The organism is Flagellimonas sp. B-3, from assembly GCF_056857835.1.
Genome location: NZ_JBSXNW010000024.1, coordinates 863,542 through 884,330 on the forward strand (window position 1 = coordinate 863,542; position 20,789 = coordinate 884,330).

The window sequence follows — 20,789 nt, forward strand, 5'->3', positions numbered from 1 at the left end:
ATGGCCCCTAAAGTGATTTTACTAATTTTATACCAATAAAATTGCAAATGAAAAAGACTATAATACCTACACTACTGCTTCTTTTGTCAATGTCCGTTATGGGTCAAAGTTCACGCCCTGCCTTTAAACCAGGTGAATGGCTAAAATTTAGGATACACTATGGCATCCTAAATGCCAGTTATGCCACATTGCACTTAACTTCCAAAACTTTGGACGATATCCCTGTCTATCATGTTGTGGGGAAAGGCAAGACCACAGGATTTGCAAGTATCTTTTTTAAGGTCGACGATACCTACGAAAGCTATTTTGGCCGTGAACACGGTAAACCCTACAAGTTTATCCGAAAAATAGATGAAGGCGGTTATACCAAGGACATAGAAATTGAATTTGATTACGATAAGGACAAAGCGATTCTGATTGACAATAAAAATGATACAAAAAAGAACATTGCCATACATGATGGGATCCAGGATTTGATTTCCGCCTCGTATTATTTAAGAAGCAACTACAATCTTGAAGAGTTTGAAGAAGGAGAATCCATTAATTTGGATATGCTTTTTGACGATGACGGGGTTTTTAAGTTCCAGTTAAAATATTTGGGAAAAGAAATCCTTAGGACCAAGTATGGAAAGGTAGAATGTCTTAAATTTAGACCCTTGGTTCAGTCCGGTCGAGTTTTTAAGGAAAAGGAAAGTCTTACACTTTGGGTTTCCAACGATTGGAACAAAATACCCATTCGGATCAAGGCAGATTTGGCCGTAGGATCATTAAAGGCGGACTTAGATGGCTATAATGGACTTAAGAACCAGTTTAAAATAATAATGGATTAGTATCGAGATTAATGGATAAGGATGCAAAAATCGCTTCCCAAATAATTAAACTAGAGGAAAAGTTCAAAAACTCAGGGCAGGACTTAAGTTCCTACTTGGATGGACTCCTTTACGAAAGATATCTTACTTACTGGGATTATATCCGATTGGATACCTTGCTCAGTCTTCAAGTACCGCGAACACATTTTCCAGATGAGGAAATCTTCATCATGTACCACCAGATTACGGAGCTGTACTTTAAACTCATCCTTCATGAAGAAAAACAGATTGTTGAAGACAAATCCCAGGATGTAGCCTTTTTTATAGAAAAAGTTCGAAGAATCAACAGTTACTTCAAGGCCCTTATATCTTCCTTTAGTATTATGATAAAGGGTATGGAAAGGGAACAATTCCTACGTTACCGAATGGCCTTGCTTCCGGCAAGTGGATTCCAATCGGCACAATACAGGATGATAGAGTTCTACGCAACCCCGTTGGAGAATATGGTGCATCCATCCGAAAGGGAATCGTTTTCCTCGGAAAACAGCATAGAAGAACTTTTTGAACACGTATATTGGAAAAAAGGAGCAACCGATTTGGCAACGGGCGAAAAAACCCTTACCCTGAAACAGTTTGAGGTAAGATACACGCCCAGACTCTTGCGGATTGCCAATCAGGTAAAGAACAGTACCATATATCATAAATATTTGCAGCTTCCCGATGCATCCAAAAACAATGAAGAGCTGATTTCTGCGTTAAAGACATTGGATTTGAATGCCAATGTAAATTGGCCGTTGATGCACATGGGATCGGCACACAGATATTTGGCAAGGGAAGGCCAAGATGTGGAGGCAACTGGAGGCACTAATTGGAAGGACTATTTGCCGCCAAGTTTCCAGAAAATAATTTTTTTCCCAACTTTGCATACCAAAGAAGAGTTGGATACATGGGGCAAACAATGGGTCGATCATGTTTTTAATCCCGAAAAAGAAGAATACAAGGAATAAGAAGAGAAATGCGGAAAATTATTGGGGCGATATTGACGCTGGCAGTGCTCATATCGTGTAAACAGACGAAAGAACCGGTTATTAATGAAGTAGCAAAGGCAGAACCGATAGAAAAACTTCCAGTGCTTCGCTATGGCTTTAATTTGGATGAGTTCAATGTAGTCCACGATACTGTCCGTAGTGGCGATAGTTTTGGTGAGCTTATGCTCAAGAACAAAGTAGATTACCCAAAAATTGCCGCTATTTCCGAAAAATATCGAGATACTTTCGATGTCCGCAAGATTATGGTGGGCAAACCCTACCTAATCCTTAAATCCAAGGACACTTCCGAGGTTGCCGAAGTCTTTATCTATCAAAACGATAAAATAAACTATACGGTGGTAGACCTCCGCGATTCTACCAAAGCCTACAAGAGCAAGAAAAAAGTAACATTGGTAGAGCGTGAGATAGGAGGAATTATAGATCATAGTTTGTCCATGTCCATTGATACTTTGGGAGTGGATTACAATCTAACCTTTGCGCTTTCCGATATATATGCATGGACCATCGATTTTGGACGATTGGACAAAGGAGACAAGTTCAAGGTGGTTTTTGATGAGCGATATATCAATGACAGTATTTATGCGGGCATAGGTTCCATAAAGGCAGCTTATTTTGAGCACAAAGGAAAAACCATTTATGCTTTTCCATATATATCAGATGCAACCAACAACATCTTGGAGTACTTTGATCAAGATGCCAATAACTTACGCAGTACCTTTTTACGTGCACCGGTTAAATTTAAGTATCGTTTGTCATCTCGCTATAACCTTAAAAGAAGGATAGCTTACTATGGTTATAAGGTACGGCCCCATAAAGGAACAGATTTTGCCGCACCAATAGGAACGCCAATTGTAGCCACCGCTGATGGTACCGTAACGGAATCGACCCGAAGGGGCGGCAACGGAAAATATGTGAAGATCAAGCACAATAGTACCTACAGCACCCAATACCTCCACATGAAGGCACAAAATGTAAAGAGAGGTGAATTTGTGCGTCAGGGTGATGTGATTGGTTGGATTGGAATGACGGGAAATACTGGAGGCCCCCACGTTTGTTACCGTTTTTGGAAGAATGGAAGACAGGTGGATCCATTTAAGGAGGAACTTCCCGCTGCTGAACCCATTGCAGATTCGTTACGCGCAGATTATATGGCATATATTGCCCCCCTAAAAGAACAATTGGACTGTGTCGAATTTGTAGACCTAACCCCGGAAGAACCTGAAGAAACCTTAATATCATATACCCAGTAATGGCACTACCCACAATCGACCCTACCACAACAGAAGCCTGGAAAAAACTCCAAAAACATTACCAAGAAACCAAAGATGTACATTTAAGGGAATTGTTTTCTAAAGAAGAAGATCGTGGAAAAAAGTTTTCTATACTTTGGAACGATTTTTTGGTGGACTATTCAAAGAATAGGCTTACAGATAAAACCCTGAAGTTGCTTTTGGAACTGGCCGATGAGGTGGGACTAAAAGATGCGATAAAAAGTTATTTTGGTGGAGAACTCATCAACCAAACCGAAGGTAGGGCTGTGTTGCATACCGCTTTACGCGCCAAGAAAGGTGATAAGGTCTTGGTGGATGGAAAATATATTGTTGATGAGGTTTTTGAAGTAAAGGAAAAAATAAAATCCTTTTCGGAAGCTGTTATTTCTGGAGAACGAAAAGGGCATACAGGCAAAGCTTTTACCGACATAGTTAATATTGGAATCGGCGGGTCGGATCTTGGACCTGTAATGGTGACCGAAGCACTCAAATTTTATCAGAATGACTTAAAAACCCATTTTGTAAGCAATGTGGATGGTGATTTGGTCCACGAAGTGTTAAAAGAACTCAATCCGGAGACCACATTGTTCGTGATTGTTTCAAAATCGTTCACTACTCAAGAAACTTTGAGCAATGCTTTGACCATTAAAAAGTGGTTCTTGCAAAGTGCATCCGAAAAAGATGTAGCTGCCCATTTTGTTGCGGTGTCCACTAACCTTGAAAAAATTGAGGAATTTGGTATTGCCGAAGATAATGTGTTCCCTATGTGGGACTGGGTCGGTGGAAGGTTCTCACTTTGGAGCGCCGTTGGCTTGTCTATTGCCCTATCAGTGGGCTACGAAAACTTCGAATCACTTTTGGAAGGAGCCAACGAAATGGATATCCACTTCAAGGAAACTCCTTTTGAGGAGAACATACCGGTGATGTTGGCATTGATTAGTGTTTGGTACAATAATTTTTATGGGGCAGAGACCGAAGCCATTATCCCTTATACACAATACTTGCACCGTTTTTCCGCATACTTGCAGCAAGGTATCATGGAGAGCAATGGAAAAAGTATGGATCGGTCTGGCAGTAAAGTAGGCTATGAAACTGGAACCATAATTTGGGGAGAACCAGGTACCAATTCGCAGCACGCCTTTTTTCAGTTGATACATCAGGGAACAAAACTGATTCCAACAGATTTTATCGGGTATAAGGAATCGTTGCATGGCGATGTGGACCATCATAATAAATTAATGGCCAACTTTTTTGCACAGACCGAAGCCTTGATGAACGGGAAAACCGCCGATGAGGTAAAACAAGAACTCGAATCCCAAGGTTTGTCAGGTGAAGAACTTCAAAAACTGCTTCCTTTCAAAATCTTTGAGGGAAACAAGCCTACCAACACCATTTTAATTAAAAAGCTTACGCCCAAAAGCCTTGGCGCATTGATTGCGCTTTACGAGCATAAGATATTTGTTCAGGGCGTAGTTTGGAATATCTTCAGCTATGATCAATGGGGCGTGGAATTGGGCAAGCAATTGGCCAAAAATATTTTGGTCGACATCGAAAATTCAAAAATTGGTAAGCACGACAGTTCCACATTGAACCTTTTACATTTTTTTAAGGAGTAGGTTGCCATCTTCTCAAATTAGGAACAAAACCGTAAACAATTGTTTGTCAGTTAACTTTATTTGTTAATTTAGTGTTAACTATATTTGCCCGATTTTAACTTTGACTTAATCGCAGAGTGTCAAAAATGAATCACATTTGCAGGGCTAATTAAACACTTAAACACTGAATTAAATGAAAAGAATCTACTTGGCTTTTGTGGCTATTTTTGTTTCCGCAATAGCATTTTCACAAGGAACTCTTACTGGAACGGTTACCGATGGAGACATGGGCGGACCACTGCCAGGAGCAACTGTAATGGTTAAAGGGACCAGTACAGGAACATCTACCGATTTTGATGGAAACTTTACTTTGGAAGTAGAACAAAGCTCTGGAACATTGGTGGTAACATACATTGGATTTCTTAGGAAAGAAGTCGCTTTCTCTTCTACAGGCAATATAGGTACCATAGTACTAATGCCAGATGCAGAACAACTTGGAGAAGTGGTTGTAACTGGTGTAATGGATATTGCAAAAGATAGAGAGACGCCTGTTGCTGTTTCCACAATTAAAGCATCGGAAATTGTTGAAAAACTTGGTTCACAGGAATTTCCTGAGATTTTAAGATCAACACCTTCTATTTATGTAACAAAACAGGGTGGTGGTTTTGGTGATTCCAGAATCAACGTTCGTGGATTCGATCAAAGAAATACTGCAGTAATGATTAACGGTGTTCCTGTTAACGATATGGAAAATGGGTGGGTTTATTGGAGTAACTGGGCTGGCCTTTCCGATGTGACTTCTGCAATGCAGGTACAAAGAGGTCTTGGTTCTTCCAAACTGGCTATCTCATCTGTGGGTGGTACTATCAACGTTATCACAAAAGCAGCCGACCTTCAAGAAGGTGGTACTGTTGCTGCAACTGTTGGTAACAACGATTACTTAAAAACCACAATGGGCTACAATACTGGAATTATGGAAAATGGACTTTCTGTAAGCGCATTGTTTGGCCGTACCGCCGGAGACGGTTATGTTCAAGGAACTCCATTTGAAGCATACAACTACTTTGTTGCCATTGGTTATAGACCTAACGATAAACACGATTTCCAATTTATGGTAACTGGTGCTCCACAAGAACATTTCCAAAGAGGTTATGCTGAATCTATCAGCAACTACATCAGATACGGAAATAATGGTATAGATCCTAATATACGTTACAACTCAGATTACGGATATAGAAGCGGAAAAGAAGATACATTCTCTGGTAACTTCTACCATAAGCCAAAGGCGATGTTCAATTGGGATTGGAAAATCTCCAACCAATCAACTTTGTCCTCTGTAGTTTACGCTTCACTTGGTCGTGGTGGTTCTATAGGGTCTATCGGTAGAATCAACGGGGATAGGTCTTTCTCAAGTACATTTAAGGATGCCAACGGTCACGTCCGTATGGATGAAATAGTTGCATGGAACCAAGGGTCTAGCTCAGCTTTTGGTGGTCCAAGGGAAGGTTACACAGGAGGTGGGGATCCTGCCTTTCAAGGAATGTATGTTAACGGTGGAGATTACAATTATGGTTTTGCTGAAGATGGTGATCATATCTATGGACCTGAGAACGGTATCTCGCAGCGTTCATCCATTAATTCCCATAACTGGTATGGCACCATCATAAACTTCCACAACGATGTGAATGAAAATTGGTCTTTCGACGCAGGTATTGATGCTAGGATGTATAAAGGTATTCATTATCGAAGGCTGGTTGATTTGTTGGGAGCGGATGTGTATGTCGATAACGATAACATCAACAATACTTACAACTTTACCACAGACACCTATTCGCCAACTGTCGGAAACACATGGAATGTTTTCAAAAATGTGGACGATGAAACCAAAATTGATTATTACAATGATGGAAAAGTAAACTGGTTGGGTGCTTTCGGACAAGTTGAGTATAAAACAGAAAAGATTTCTGCGTTCCTTCAGGGAGGTGTCTCTAATCAAGGATTCAAAAGAATTGATTATTTCAACTATTTGGATTCCGACCCAGAGCAAGAGACTGATTGGATAAACATAGTAGGAGGGAACATCAAAGGTGGTTTAAACTATAATATTGATGAAAAACACAATGTTTTTGCTAATGCTGGATATTACTTAAAGCAACCAATTTTTGATGCTATTTTCTTAAACTATGTGAATGATATTAATGATAACTATCAAAACGAGAAAATACTTGGTGTTGAATTAGGATACGGTTTCAGAAGTCAGTTCTTTAGTGCAAACGTAAACTTGTATAGAACTTCTTGGTCGGACAGATTCCTTTCAGAAGGAGTTAATATTACAGACCCTCAAGGTAACCTATTGTTCCAGGGAACTGCAAATTACGATGGTATTGAGCAAGTGCACATGGGTGTTGAGGTAGACTTTACAGCTCGTCCTACATCTTTCTTGACTTTTAATGGTATGTTGTCTGTAGGTGATTGGACATATAATGGAAACCCAACAGCGAATGTATTTGATGAAGGACAAAATCTAGTTGGTCAATCTAGGATTATATTAGATGGGGTGAAAGTTGATGATGCTGCGCAGACTACTTGGAGATTAGGAGCTACTGTGGAGCCAGTTGAAAACGTGTTCTTCGATGCAAGCTGGTACCATGCAGCAGATCTTTACGCTCAATTTGATGTACCTTCTTTCCAAGATGAGAATAGCGATGGATTGCCTGATGGTGGCGATTTCCAATTGAAATTGCCTGCTTACGATTTGTTTGATGCTGGTTTATCTTATCGCATGAGTTTAGGTAAAGAGAAAACCAAGTACCTTAACCTTAGGTTGAACGTAAACAACGTTTTTGACGAAATCTACATTTCAGAGTCTACTTCTAACAGAGAAGCAGAAGCAGGAGATGAAACTTGGAATGGGGTCAACGTTGCCAACAATGTATTCTGGGGCTTCGGGAGAACTTGGAACTTTGGTCTTCGTTACAGATTCTAATTCAATTTAAAATAGAAATAATCAAAAGCCCTTCGCTAAAGCGAGGGGCTTTTTTTATGCCCAAAATTCCGTACTTTTAAACACACAAACTATACCTAATGGAAATTATCAAGAACCTACACTCTTATTTGGCCTATGTGGTGTTGGCCGTTTTAGTTATTGCCGTAATCAATGCCATAGCAGGCTGGTTGGGCAAAAAGGACTTTACCATGCAAAAGGACCTACGTGTTAGTCTATTTGCACTTATTTTAAGCCATATTCAGCTACTGGTTGGACTATTGCTATACTTTATATCCGGTAATGGTCTAAAAGCCATTCAAACTTTGGGAATGGGCGGATTAAATGCGCCAGCACGTTTATTGGCCGTGGAGCATCCATTTATCAATATCATAGCCTTGGTTTTGATAACCATTGGTTGGTCCCGGCACAAAAAATTCATGGAAAGCAATAAAAAGTTCAAGACCATCTCCATTTTCTATGGCCTTGGTCTATTATTGATTTTGAGCCGTATTCCTTGGGGGCAGTGGTTTGCTTGATGTCATTCCTGCGAAAGCAGGAATCTTATTGTTTATCCCTCAATAATTTTAAATGCCTTAAATAGCCACGTAGTTTACCTCCGTGATTATAATGTGGTCCAGCAGTTCTATTTCTAAAATAGCGGCAGCTTTTTCCATACGTTCTGTAAATGCTATATCTGCCTCACTGGGCTCCAATTTTCCTGAGGGGTGGTTGTGGCAGAGGACAATTTTATGACATTGCTTGGCTGCGGCCAAACTTAAAACTTGCACTGGCGTAACAATATTTCGGTTGCTGGAGCCAATGGTCACAAGCTCAATATATTCAATATCATTTGCAGCATTGAGCCCTATGGTCCAAAAATATTCTTTTTGTCTGTGGATTTTATTTTGGCGCCAAAGCACCTTTTGCATAATGCGGGCAATATCATCAGTGCCAGATATATGTTTGTCCTCGTCCTTGGGAAGTCTTACAGTCATGAGATAAAGATAGAAAATGTTTTGTCATCTTTAGCGCAGTCGAAAGGTAGGCAAAACATCTCGACTGCCTGTCCGTCCGGCAGGCGGGCGCTCGATGTGACAGTTAATTGGCAATCCCTCACTCAACCTCCTTCAACAAAAACAAATACGCAGGAAAATGGTCGCTATACCCCGCCGTGTATGTACCGCCCGAATAGGTGCGTAGCGGATAGCCTTTAAACCGTCCTTTCTCCGTTCGTATAAAAGACGGGGCAAAAATGCCCGCTTTCCAAAATGAAAGCGCTGTTCGGTCTTCAGTCACCAAGTTGGCTGTGAAGAACATTTGGTCGAACAAGTTCCACTTATCCCGATATGCCAACGAACCCACCCCTTTTTTAAACATGGCCTCCATGGGATTGTAAAGGCTTACACTGTCCAGTTGACGTTTTTTACCCTTCGTTTTCAGAATTTTTTTCAAACTATCATCAATAGGGTCGTCGTTCAGATCGCCCATGGCAATGATCTTCGCATCCAAATCCAATTCTTGGATAGAATCAATAATCCGTTTGTTCAGCAGAGCAGCTCTAACACGTAACGGCGAACTCTTTGCAGCTCCGCCCCTTCGGGATGGCCAATGGTTCACAATAAAATAGATGTTTTCTCGGTCCATGGTGCCCCCGACCACCAATTGGTCACGGGTGTACTCCCGTTCCCCCATGTCATCAAACAATAAAAGCCTATGACTTTTAAAGGAAGATGGGATAAAAGAGGCCTTTTTATAAAGTAAGGCAACATCAATGCCCCGTTCATCGGGCGAATCAAAATGGATGATGCCATAATCTTTCTCCTGTAAATTTGGGTGCCGTACTAAATCTTCCAGCACATCCAAATTTTCAACCTCGCACAGTCCCACAATGTCCGGCGAGGTTTTGGAAGTTTCAGCACCAATTTGGGAAATAACTTTGGATAGGTTTTCAACCTTTTGAAGATACCGCTCTTCGGTCCAACGGTAACGCCCCTCGGGAGTACGGTCATCATCAAAAGTGAGGGAATCATTTACCGTATCGAACAGGTTCTCGCAGTTGTAAAAAGCAATGGTTCTTAAGGTGTATGTTTTGGACTTTTGTCCATAAAGTGAGGTCGATATTAATACAAGTAGGCATATTAATAATCGCATTTTATTTTGATTTTGCAGCTAAAATAAGTACAATTGTCCGCTTTTTAGCAGTTTGTACAGCAATTACAGCCCCTTTTTTACTAATTAACCTACAATAAGCTATGAGGCTAGCCATAGTATTGGCCGCGCTTTGTTGTTGCAAACTGCAGTATGGACAACAAAGTACTCCGGTTACAGGACAATTAATGGAAAAGGGTTCGGATATCCCCATTTCGAATGCCATAATTATCCTTGAAAGCACTTCCCAAGAATTTACAACAAACAATAACGGTGAGTTTATAATTCATCTAACGGAAATAGGCGAGCAAATGCTCCATATTTCTGCCGTAGATTATATCACAAAGCGATTTTCGTTGTATCTGGATGGAAACCCAATCGATTTGGGCACAATTTATCTGGAAAGGGATATTGCCCACGAACAAACAGATAACCTGATTTCACTTACCGATGGAGACCTTTCCGACGATTTTGAATCGGTATCCAGTTCTATGGGATTGCTGCAATCTACACGAGATATTTTTCTGAATCGGGCCGCTTTTGATTTTGGGCAGGCTTTTTTTAAGGTGCGTGGTTATGATTCGCGAAACGGTACGGTTCTGATCAACGGTGTTCCCATGAACAAATTTTTTGATGGAAGACCACAATGGAACAATTGGGGCGGACTCAACGATGTAGTTCGGAATCAGGAATTTACCAACAGCCTTTCTATAAACCCATATACATTCGGCGGAATTTTGGGCAATACCAACATCAATACCCGACCTTCTGGAATGAGGCCGGGATTACGCCTTTCGTCATCACTGTCCAATCGCACCTATCGCGGCAGGTTGATGACTACCTACAATTCAGGAAAAAAACAAAGTGGATTGGCCTATTCGGTATCCGCTTCGCGCAGATGGGCCAAAGAAGGCTTTGTGGAGGGCACTTTATATGATGCTTATTCATTTTTTGGTGCGCTGGAATATCAATTCAACCCACAAAACAGTATCACTTTCACTTCTATTCTGGCAAGGAACAGGCGAGGACGCTCTTCAGCTCTCACGGAAGAAGTTTTTGATTTGATGGGAGGGAAGTACAATCCCTATTGGGGTGAACAGGATGGTAAAATCCGTAACTCAAGGGAACGTGAGATTTTTGAACCGCTATTTCTACTCAACTATACTTTAGAGAAGAAAAAATTAAATTGGAACATTGGGGTTGCCTATCAAACAGGAATCAATTCAAGGAGTAGGCTTGGTTATTACAATGCGCCGAATCCGGACCCTACTTATTACCGTTATTTGCCCAGTTACCATATCAATAGTTCCATTGGAGCGGACTTCATCAATGCAAATTTAGCAAAAGAGGCCTTTTTGGAAGCACCACAACTGGATTGGGAACAACTTTATGCCGCCAACGCCAACAATGGTGAAAAAGCGGCTTACTTGCTCTATGATGATGTGGCCCGGAATACGACCATTTCGGGCACTACCAGTTTTAACTATACGTTGAATGATTTCATCAAGCTGGGATTTGGCGGGAATTACAAGACCATGGCATCCGAAAACTATGCACAGATCCAAGATTTGTTGGGCGCTACTTACCATGAGGATATGGATGCCTTTTCGAACACCTTGAACGATGTTGATGGTAATCTGCAAAAAACTGAAGGGGAAAAGTTCAACTACCATTACAATTTGGATGCTTCCCAAATGGAAGGTTTTGCCCAGGTAAAATTGACCTCAAAAAAATGGAACGGTTTTGCATCGGCTTCCTATTCCAGTTTTAATGTGCAGCGCAATGGTTTCTTCAAAAACGAGCACTTTTTGGAAAACTCCTTCGGAACGGGCGAGAAAATATCGTTTGCCAACCTTTCGTACAAAGGAGGGCTCAGTTACTTTTTAACAGGGCGACATTGGTTCACGGCGAATGCTGCAATGGTGGAACGTCCGCCCATTCTTCAAAACATTTTCATCAACCCAAGGGAAAACAACGAAACGGTTCCCGAGCTCCAAAAAGAAGTCGTGAGCAGTGTGGATTTGAGTTATTTTGTGCGATTGCCCAGCCTAACAGGTCGTATAAGTGCTTTTTATACGAGGTTTCAACATACCACCGATATCAATTTCTTTTTTGTGGACTCGGGACTGGGCTCCGATTTTGTACAGGAAGTAATCACGGGATTGGACAGGCTTCACAAAGGCATCGAGTTTGGGTTCGAGTACGAAGCATCGTCCAGTGTAAAATTGACCGCAGCCGGAAATGTAGGCCATTATGTGTATGCCAGCGACCCATCCGTTCAAATCAATTTTGATACGGCAGGTGCCGAAGAAAACCTCATTGCTGCCGAAGGAAACATAGATTTGGGCATTGCCACGCTCAAAGATTTAAAACTGGCTCAAGGGCCACAAACCGCACTCGCATTGGGAGTGTCCTACCGAGCTCCAAAATATTGGTGGATCAGCGGAACAACCAATTTTCTCACGAACAATTACATTAATCTATCGACAATAACCAGAACTTCCAGTTTTCTATTGGACCCCGAAACGGGCGAGCGTTTTCCCGATGCCTCAGATGCAAACGTGGCCAAATTGCTAAAGCAAAACAAGCTGGACGACATCTATTTGCTCAATTTGGTCGGGGGCAAATCTTGGTTGATCAATGGAAAGTATATCAGCTTCTTTGCAAGTGTCAACAATGTTTTTGATACGGTTTTCCGAACAGGTGGCTACGAGCAGAGCAGAAACGGAAATTTTGGTCAATTGAAACAAGACAACCTGAGCGGATTTCCCTCCTTTGCCCCAAAATATTGGTACAGCTACGGAAGAACCTATTTTTTGAATCTGGCCATAAGCTTTTAATCGCACTACTTATGAAAAATTTATTTTATAAAATCTTTGGAACCATCACTTTGATGACTCTTTTATGTTGTGTTGATGGCAGAGAGTTTGATGAAATCGAGGGGAATTGTACAGCCGATATTTCTGCGAACATCACTTTCGCCGAGTTGGATGCATTGGTACAAGATGATGTGATACAGATTCAAGAAGATCTGATCTTGGAAGGCTACGTAATCTCGTCCGACCGAGCGGGGAATTTTTTTGGTGTGCTTTACCTGCAAGATGCATTGAGCAATCCATCAAAAGGGCTACAACTCGAAATGGATTTGCGGGAATCCCACTTATTGTTTCCAGCGGGGAGCAAGGTCATGGTAAAGCTAAAAGATCTCTATTTGGGCAAAAAAGGAAGTACACTTCGAATAGGAAGTGTTTTCTCATCGTTTGGCAACCTTTCCATAGGTAGATTGCCCAGAGGAAAAGTGTTGGAGCATCTTTTTTTATCCTGTGATGGTGGAGGACTTGTAGCACCTTTGGTTACAACCATTCCTGAAATTGACAGTATACCAACGAACGTATTGGTCCAATTGGAAAGTATGGAGTTTACGGAAGATGAATTTGGTGAAACCTATGCCATTGCCCAAGAAGAGACCGAACGAGTACTCATGGATTGCGAAGAAAATGAAATCGTTCTTTTAAACAGTGGCTATGCCGATTTTCAAAATGAAACATTGCCAGAGCAAAACGGAACTATAACTGCTGTACTGGCCAGGGATGGAGACACCCCGCAATTAGTAATTCGGACTTTGGAAGATGTGAACTTTACGGAACAGCGCTGTCCAGAAATTATAACGGAGTTTACATCCAACCGCATTTTTATTTCAGAATTGGCCGACCCGGACAACAATTCCAGCGCCCGCTTTGTGGAACTGTATAACTCAGATAACGAACCGTTGGATTTGAACCTGTGGACACTTAGGAGATATACCAACGATAATACCGAAGTAAGTTCCACCATCGATTTATCTGGTTTGGTTATTGGTGCTGAGAGCACTTTGGTCATTTCACCAAAAGCAGAGGAGTTTGAGCTGGTATACGGATTTGCCCCCGATTTAGGAGTGTCGACCAACAGCCCTGCAGATTCCAACGGGGATGACAATTTGGAATTAGTGGACCCATTTGGCACTGTTGTCGATGTTTACGGAATAATTGGTGAGGACGGTTCGGGCACCGACCACGAGTTTGAGGATGGAAGAGCAGTACGGAACAGCGATATTACAGTAGGGAATTCTGTTTATACTTTTTCGGAATGGATTATTTTCAACGATTCCGGAGATGCCGGAACCATTAAACAACCCCATAATGCCCCCGAGGATTTTACCCCAGGGATTAGGGATTAAACTTTTAAAAAGCCTTGTAGCTAAATTTTTGTCCACCTACCGATGCATCGGCCATAAGCCCAGCTTTAGGGAGGGCAAAAACGGCCACACCATCTTTATATTTTGCATTAAAGGCAATACCGGACTTTAGGGCAACAGCAGAAGTTTCAGCAGCAAACTGGAACTTTTCGGTTTTAAATCGTTGCAGGTCTACATCTGTTTCAAAGAAAATAACCTCAATAATGGCCTGTCCGCCAGCTTGTAGACCAATGTTCAGTTTTTTAAGGTCGGCCATACCTACGGCATCTCCATTTTCATAAACTACCCCATTGCCCGATGCACCCCCTATAATAAAACCACCTTTCCCAACATTGGGAAAAATGACATATCCGGCAGAATTGTCAAAAAAATGCTCCAAACTTGGACTTGTTTCCAAAAGGGTGGTTTTGGCCTTTTGGGCGTCCTTCATTATTTTCTTGTCCTTTTTATTTTGAGCTGAGGCAACCGATATTATTAAAAGAAAGGTTGCCAAAGCAAAGGTTTTTATCAGTTTCATAATGTTCTTGTTTTTAAGTTCATTCAAAATTAAATGAAGAACCCCTTCCTTTTTGGAAAGGGTTTGCCAATTAATGTTAAGGAAAGTATATAATTTGTTACTGTATTTTTGGAAAACCTTCGTCTTTCATTACCTCTTCCATTTGTAGTACGTGCCTTTCCATATGGCCAGCAATAAAAACAATAAGTTGAACCCCATCTATAGTTCCAAAAGGTAGATCGCTATTGTAACGGTTTCTCAAATCATCGTCCGTTGTTTTAACGTATTCCATAAGTTCGCTTCGGGTGGAAAGTAAAACTTCCAAAGTCTCTTCGGTGGAACCAAATTTTCCACTTGGCTCGAACGGTTTGGAGGTCTTCACCTTTTGGCTCCTGTCCGCCACCATGGGCATAATTTGTTCGTCTTTAAAAACTAAAGAGTCCTTAAGTGTAGGTTTTGGGCCCTCTTCAACACTTTTATGTACTGTTTGGACAAACATCTTTTCGGTCAAGGCAAGGTGTTCCACACATTCGGCAATGGACCACGATGTCGGGTCAGGTTTATAGTTGAATTGTACATACGTAAGACCATCCAATACCTCGTTCATATGTTCTCTTGTTTCCGTTAAATGTTTGATCATCATTTTTCGGTCTTCTGTACTAAGCTTTGTGCTATAATCCGTGGAAAAACTGAAAAGCACTAGGGCAACTAAAGGGATGATTAATTTTTTCATGAGTTGTGGTATTTATTGATTTTGTTGTAAATTATTGGTTCATAATGTATTAAAGTTAATGGGAATTAAATAGAACGAAAAATAATTTCAAAAGTATTATTTGAATGCTTTATATATTTTGAAAAATAAGGCAGAGCAATTGAAAGCAAATCACAGAATAGCTAAATAGATTAAGATTATATTATAATAGTATTTTAATATTAATCATCTATTCTTTTGACTGCTGTTTTTGTATTTTTATATATCACTAAAAACTTAATTTAAAACAATATACTATCATGAGTAAAGAATTGGCAAATGGTGCAGATGAGGGCGCTTGTCCTTTTTTGAATGGAGAAATAAAACAAGTGGCCGGGAGCGGCACACAAAATGAAGATTGGTGGCCCAACCGTCTTAAATTGGAACTTTTAAGCCAGCATTCAGAAAAATCTAATCCGCTGGGAGAGAAATTCAACTATGCCGAAGAGTTCAAAAAACTGGACTACGCAGCGCTTAAAAAAGACCTTTTAAAGGTTATGACCGATTCGCAAGATTGGTGGCCTGCCGATTTTGGCAGTTACGCCGGTTTGTTCATCCGTATGGCATGGCACAGTGCCGGTACGTATCGTTCAGGAGATGGTCGTGGCGGTGGAGGCCGTGGTCAACAACGCTTTGCGCCCCTTAACTCTTGGCCGGACAACGTGAGCTTGGACAAAGCCCGTCGCTTGTTATGGCCCATCAAACAAAAATACGGTCAGAAAATATCTTGGGCAGACCTTATGATATTGGCCGGAAACGTTGCCTTGGAATCAACCGGATTCCGCACTTTTGGTTTTGCCGGTGGCCGTGAGGACGTTTGGGAGCCAGACCAAGATGTATATTGGGGAAGCGAAAGTGAATGGTTGGCCTTAAGCGATACGCCCAACAGTCGCTATTCGCACAACAAAGAAGAGCGCGATTTGGAAAACCCCTTGGCCGCAGTTCAGATGGGATTGATTTACGTAAACCCTGAAGGACCTGACGGAAATCCTGATCCCGTAGCTGCTGCTCACGACATTCGAGAGACCTTTAAGCGAATGGCAATGGACGACGAAGAAACCGTAGCCCTTATTGCTGGGGGACATACTATCGGTAAAACCCACGGTAATGGCGATGCAGAATTGGTGGGAGTTGACCCCGAATCAGAAGATTTGGCATTGCAAGGTTTGGGATGGGTCAATAAAAATGGTTCAGGAAAGGCAGGTGATGCCTTTACTTCTGGACTTGAGGTGACTTGGACCTCCACACCAGTACGTTGGAGCAACGATTTTTTCCAATTCTTGTTTAAATATGAATGGGAATTGACCAAAAGTCCCGCAGGAGCACACCAATGGGTGGCCAAAGATGCCGAAGCCATCATCCCTGATGCTTTTGGCGGTCCCAACAGAAAGCCTACCATGTTGACCACCGACTTGTCGTTGCGTTTTGACCCGGCCTATGAAAAGATTTCACGTAAGTTCTTGGATGACCCACAAGCTTTTGCCGAAGCTTATGCCCGGGCTTGGTTTAAGTTGACGCACCGAGATATGGGACCACGTTCCCGTTACCTTGGGCCCGAAGTGCCAAAAGAAGAATTGAATTGGCAAGACCCCATTCCAGCGGTAGATTACACCTTGGTTGATGCCTCCGATATAAAAGCCTTGAAAGCAAAAGTATTGGATTCCGGTCTTTCAATTTCCGATTTGGTTTACACCGCTTGGTCGTCTGCATCCACCTTCCGTGGTGGTGACAAGCGTGGTGGTGCCAATGGTGCACGTATCAACTTGAAACCCATGAACGGTTGGGAGGTGAACAAAGACACTGGAAAAGTTATAAAATCACTTGAAGCCATTGCAGACGAATTCAATAGCAAAGCCAGTGGAGGAAAGAAAATTTCTTTGGCCGATATGATTGTCTTGGCCGGTACTGCCGCAGTTGAAAAAGCTGCTAGCGATGCCGGTGTTCCAACCGAAGTGTCTTTTGCGCCAGGGCGTAACGATGCCCGCCAAGATCAAACCGATGTTGAGGCCACTAATTACTTGGAACCTAAATATGACGGTTTCCGTAACTATGTAAAACAAGGCGTAAAAGTGCCAGCCGAGCATTTGTTGGTGGATAAGGCCCAATTGTTGACCCTTACCGCGCCCGAGATGACCGCTCTTGTAGGTGGTTTGCGTGTACTGGGGGCCAACTTTGATGGCTCAAAGCACGGTGTACTTACCGATAAAGTAGGGGTTTTGAGTAACGACTTCTTCGTAAACTTGCTCGATATGGCCACAGAATGGAAAGCTGCCAACGATGAAAAATCGTTGTACGAAGGCCGTGACCGTGAGACTGGTGATCTAAAGTGGACCGGTACCCGTGTGGACTTGGTATTTGGTTCCAATTCCATTTTGCGTGCCTTGGCCGAAGTGTATGCTTCTAAAGACGGCAAAGAGAAATTCGTAAAGGATTTTGTAGCTGCTTGGACCAAAGTGATGAACCTAGACCGTTTCGATTTGAATCAGTAAACCCCATCCGAAACAAATAATAGAAAAAGAAAATCAGTACCAACAAAGACTGCCATAGCTAAAAAGGTTGTGGCAGTTTTTTTATAACTTTCACATACCTATGAACAATAAAGAAGAACTCTTTAACCAGATAAGAAACGGGAACTCACAAGCTGTACAGGACCTGTTGAACAACAACCCAAAATTTTTGGAAATCAAAGATCAAAGAGGCTCCACCCCATTATTGTTGGCGGCTTATTATGGGCATGATGACATTGTACAATTCCTGCTCGACAAAGGTGCCACAGTAGATGCCTTGGATAGTTCCGGTAATACCGCGCTAATGGGTGTATGTTTCAAAGGATTTACAAGCATTGCCGAAAAATTAATAAAAGCTGGAGCTAACATCAACCAAAAAAACGCTATGGGGGCAACTTGCCTTATTTATGCGGTAACATTCAACCGTAAAGATATAGCTGAACTTCTTTTAGAGCATGGGGCGGATGCTTCCGTAAAAGATGCCAGAGGGAAAACAGCGATGGATCTTGTTTTGGAACAAGGGAACACCGAGTTGGAAGAAATTTTAAAAAAATATTAGATGTCCACCCACTTGAATATTGCTTTGATTCAAACTGATTTGTACTGGGAAGACCCAGTAAGCAACCGTAAAATGTTTGAAGAAAAAATTGAGAGTATTTCGGACGATGTGGATTTGATTGTACTTCCCGAAATGTTCACCACAGGTTTTACCATGAAGCCTGAGAAAATTTTACTGTCCGAAAGCAAGGGAACACTAGATTGGATGAAGAAAACTGCCCAACAACAGAAAAAGGCCCTTGTTGGCAGCATTATTTTTCAGGAAAATGGAAAGTTTTATAATAGGCTGTTTTTTGTGTCACCGGACGGAACAGTTGAAGCCTACGATAAAAAACACACCTTTACACTAGCTGGTGAAGATAAAGTATATGAGGCCGGAAAAGAAAAACTGATTTTCGAATACAAGGGATTTAGAATCTGTCCCATGATCTGTTACGATCTGCGCTTTCCAGTTTGGTCCAGAAATGCCGAAGATTACGATGTGTTGATTTATGTGGCCAATTGGCCCAAGAAAAGAATTAATGCTTGGGACACATTACTAAAAGCAAGAGCTATTGAAAACATGGCCTATTGCATTGGAGTTAACCGAATAGGAATGGATGGAGTGGATTTTGAATACAATGGACATTCCGCCGTATATGATGTACTTGGGCAGCTTTTGGCCTATTCTGAAGCAGAAGAGATACTATATGCCACATTAGATAAAGAACACATAGAAAATACAAGAAAAAAATTAAGGTTTTTAGAAGATAGGGATAGTTTTAATTTGATAGGATAAAGGTTTCTTCCTTTTCCCAGTTGGCCCTGATCTCAATAACACCAGGATAGTAGCTTATTTCTTCGGGCTGTCTTTTTTCGAGAAAGCTGCCGGTATCCAACTTGCCATTTCCATTTTTATCCAATATAACGCGGGCTACATAGTTGCCCGGATTCAAGTAGTTGAATTCGAAGAATTGTGCATCGGCAGCAATAATCTCTCGCTGCACTTCTCCTTTTTCGTTGGTCAACTGTACAATCACAGGATAGGTAACATCGCCACCTAAAATCATTCTTAGATTGCCATAATCTGCAAAACTGCCTGTAGATAAATTGTAGGCCAACGTATCGTTCTTAATTCCAAAGAAATCGGTAATAGCCCCAGGCAAAAACGAAAAAGTATATTTCTGGTTCGGCTCCACCTCAAAATCGAAATCAATTTTGTTGTTCAAACTGTCCAACACATAGGAGTACGATGCGGGAATGGAATCGCTTACTTTTAGCGAAATATGGTTGGTGTCCAATGTTGCAATAGGCGTATTGGCCAAAATACTGAAGGTATCCTCAAAATTAAATTTTCCGCTAACAGAAGTAGACAATTTTAAAGAATCCATGGGCAGATCCCGCATTTTTACTGTAAAAGTGTCGATAATCTGAACTTTATCATTCCTGACCGTGAATATAATGGAATCCAAATCGGTTGGGGTCATCCAATAATTTAGGGTGTCCTTGTCCCTTTCTTTCAATATTTTGGTTTTAACCGAGTCGGGCAACAATGTCTGGGATTCAATGACCATATCCCTGTAATCCCCTTGATACCCAAATATAATTTTATTGTTGGCCACCAAACTGGGCACCGAAGGTTTATAATTTGCCTGCTCTCGAAATAGATTCAATAAGTAAATGGAATCCGTTGGAATTGTAATCGTGTCGGCTATAAAACCGATTTTATCTTGCCCTTGATCGAACATGTTGTTCTTGTTCACATCCTTTAGGCCAAATAAGGCATATTTTCCACCTTTTAGGTTCCTCAATTCAAAAAAGGGAACGCTATCTCCAGTATTTGTAATATACAACGGGGGCTCTTTGTAAATGGTAGAATCTGTATAGGTGCTGTCCATTTCGTAAAGCATTACGCTAATAAACTCGTCCGCTTTTCTGTTAACGGCATCTTTTACGGCACCGGATAACGACAGGGAGTCCAAATAATCTCCCGTAGAGAATACGTAGCTCAAAAAGCTATTGGGGTTCCCCTCATTGTTGTCCACAATGCTTTGCCCAAAATTTATGGTGTAGGTAGTGTTCTCCCTAAGCGTGTCTTTTATAACAACCTCAATATACTTGCTCGGAGCGCCCATTGGGGTTATGGTGGCAGGGTTCTTAAAGGGTGGGGAAACCACCAACTGGTCCTGCACGTCCTCCAACTTGATCAGCTCATCAAAATAGAGCCGTATTTTTGTTGCCTTAAAATTAGTGGTAAAGTTTTCAGGTTCGCTGCGTACCAGTTTTGGAGGTGTAATATCCTTTGGGCCACCGCTAGGGGAACCTCGTTTGGCACATTGCCACATAGCAAGGGCCATAAAGGCGAAAAAAAGAAGTCCCAACAGTTTTTTTAAGTACACCATGCCT

16 protein-coding genes are annotated in these 20,789 nt (G+C 41.6%); 11 read left to right on the plus strand and 5 right to left on the minus strand.

Translation table 11 applies throughout. The features are described 5' to 3' along the window. Positions 1-47 precede the first annotated feature (47 nt). From AC13CS_RS16445 to AC13CS_RS16470, 6 genes are all read left to right on the plus strand, one after another. Positions 48-830 (plus strand): DUF3108 domain-containing protein, encoded by a 783-nt coding sequence (locus AC13CS_RS16445; protein ID WP_482888892.1) that lies wholly within the window; start codon positions 48-50, stop codon positions 828-830. An 11-nt stretch (positions 831-841) separates the two neighbouring features. Then, positions 842-1,816 (plus strand): tryptophan 2,3-dioxygenase family protein, encoded by a 975-nt coding sequence (locus tag AC13CS_RS16450; RefSeq protein ID WP_482888893.1) that lies wholly within the window; start codon positions 842-844, stop codon positions 1,814-1,816. Between the two features lie 8 nt (positions 1,817-1,824). Further along, positions 1,825-3,108 carry a peptidoglycan DD-metalloendopeptidase family protein gene (locus tag AC13CS_RS16455; protein ID WP_482888894.1) on the plus strand — a complete coding sequence of 428 codons (1,284 nt, stop codon included), beginning with the start codon at positions 1,825-1,827 and terminating at the stop codon, positions 3,106-3,108. Continuing rightward, positions 3,108-4,745, plus strand: a complete 1,638-nt coding sequence (pgi, locus tag AC13CS_RS16460) for a glucose-6-phosphate isomerase (RefSeq protein WP_293165859.1) — start codon at positions 3,108-3,110, stop codon at positions 4,743-4,745. Before AC13CS_RS16455 ends, pgi begins: the two co-directional genes overlap by 1 nt. A gap of 172 nt (positions 4,746-4,917) precedes the next feature. Then, a complete protein-coding gene (locus AC13CS_RS16465) occupies positions 4,918-7,710 on the plus strand; it encodes a TonB-dependent receptor (RefSeq protein WP_482888895.1) in 2,793 nt (930 codons plus the stop codon). Positions 7,711-7,808: 98 nt separating this feature from the next. After that, on the plus strand, positions 7,809-8,246 hold the full coding sequence (locus AC13CS_RS16470; RefSeq protein ID WP_293165855.1) for a hypothetical protein: 438 nt from the start codon (positions 7,809-7,811) through the stop codon (positions 8,244-8,246). Positions 8,247-8,303: 57 nt separating this feature from the next. Here AC13CS_RS16470 and AC13CS_RS16475 read toward each other — a convergent pair whose 3' ends face one another. Together AC13CS_RS16475 and AC13CS_RS16480 are read right to left on the minus strand one after the other, a co-directional pair. Beyond that, positions 8,304-8,705, minus strand: coding sequence for a JAB domain-containing protein (locus AC13CS_RS16475; RefSeq protein WP_293165853.1), 402 nt, complete (start codon positions 8,703-8,705; stop codon positions 8,304-8,306). A gap of 118 nt (positions 8,706-8,823) precedes the next feature. After that, entirely contained in the window at positions 8,824-9,861 is a 1,038-nt protein-coding gene (locus AC13CS_RS16480; RefSeq protein WP_482888896.1) for an endonuclease/exonuclease/phosphatase family protein, read from the minus strand. Positions 9,862-9,962: 101 nt separating this feature from the next. Here AC13CS_RS16480 and AC13CS_RS16485 point away from each other — a divergent pair, with 101 nt between their 5' ends. Then, positions 9,963-12,698, plus strand: coding sequence for a TonB-dependent receptor (locus tag AC13CS_RS16485; protein ID WP_482888897.1), 2,736 nt, complete (start codon positions 9,963-9,965; stop codon positions 12,696-12,698). 11 nt (positions 12,699-12,709) lie between these two features. Continuing rightward, positions 12,710-14,074: a DUF5689 domain-containing protein gene (locus tag AC13CS_RS16490; protein ID WP_482888898.1), complete on the plus strand. Its 1,365-nt coding sequence runs from the start codon at positions 12,710-12,712 to the stop codon at positions 14,072-14,074. Between the two features lie 4 nt (positions 14,075-14,078). On the opposite strand, the gene AC13CS_RS16495 is transcribed toward AC13CS_RS16490, so the two are convergent. Next, positions 14,079-14,609, minus strand: a complete 531-nt coding sequence (locus AC13CS_RS16495) for a lipid-binding SYLF domain-containing protein (RefSeq protein WP_293165845.1) — start codon at positions 14,607-14,609, stop codon at positions 14,079-14,081. 97 nt (positions 14,610-14,706) lie between these two features. Further along, entirely contained in the window at positions 14,707-15,321 is a 615-nt protein-coding gene (locus AC13CS_RS16500; protein WP_293165843.1) for a DinB family protein, read from the minus strand. A gap of 278 nt (positions 15,322-15,599) precedes the next feature. Here AC13CS_RS16500 and katG point away from each other — a divergent pair, with 278 nt between their 5' ends. The 3 genes from katG (at position 15,600) to AC13CS_RS16515 (ending at position 19,182) form a co-directional block, all read left to right on the plus strand. After that, positions 15,600-17,828, plus strand: a complete 2,229-nt coding sequence (gene katG, locus AC13CS_RS16505; protein ID WP_482888899.1) for a catalase/peroxidase HPI — start codon at positions 15,600-15,602, stop codon at positions 17,826-17,828. Positions 17,829-17,928: 100 nt separating this feature from the next. Further along, a complete protein-coding gene (locus tag AC13CS_RS16510) occupies positions 17,929-18,405 on the plus strand; it encodes an ankyrin repeat domain-containing protein (protein WP_482888900.1) in 477 nt (158 codons plus the stop codon). Further along, positions 18,406-19,182, plus strand: coding sequence for an amidohydrolase (locus tag AC13CS_RS16515; protein WP_482888901.1), 777 nt, complete (start codon positions 18,406-18,408; stop codon positions 19,180-19,182). It begins immediately after the preceding gene. Here the strand turns inward: AC13CS_RS16515 and AC13CS_RS16520 are convergent. After that, complete coding sequence (locus tag AC13CS_RS16520; RefSeq protein WP_482888902.1) at positions 19,166-20,785, minus strand: Ig-like domain-containing protein; 1,620 nt, start codon at positions 20,783-20,785, stop codon at positions 19,166-19,168. The two genes, AC13CS_RS16515 and AC13CS_RS16520, sit on opposite strands and share 17 nt — an antisense overlap. Between the last annotated feature and the right edge of the window lie 4 nt (positions 20,786-20,789).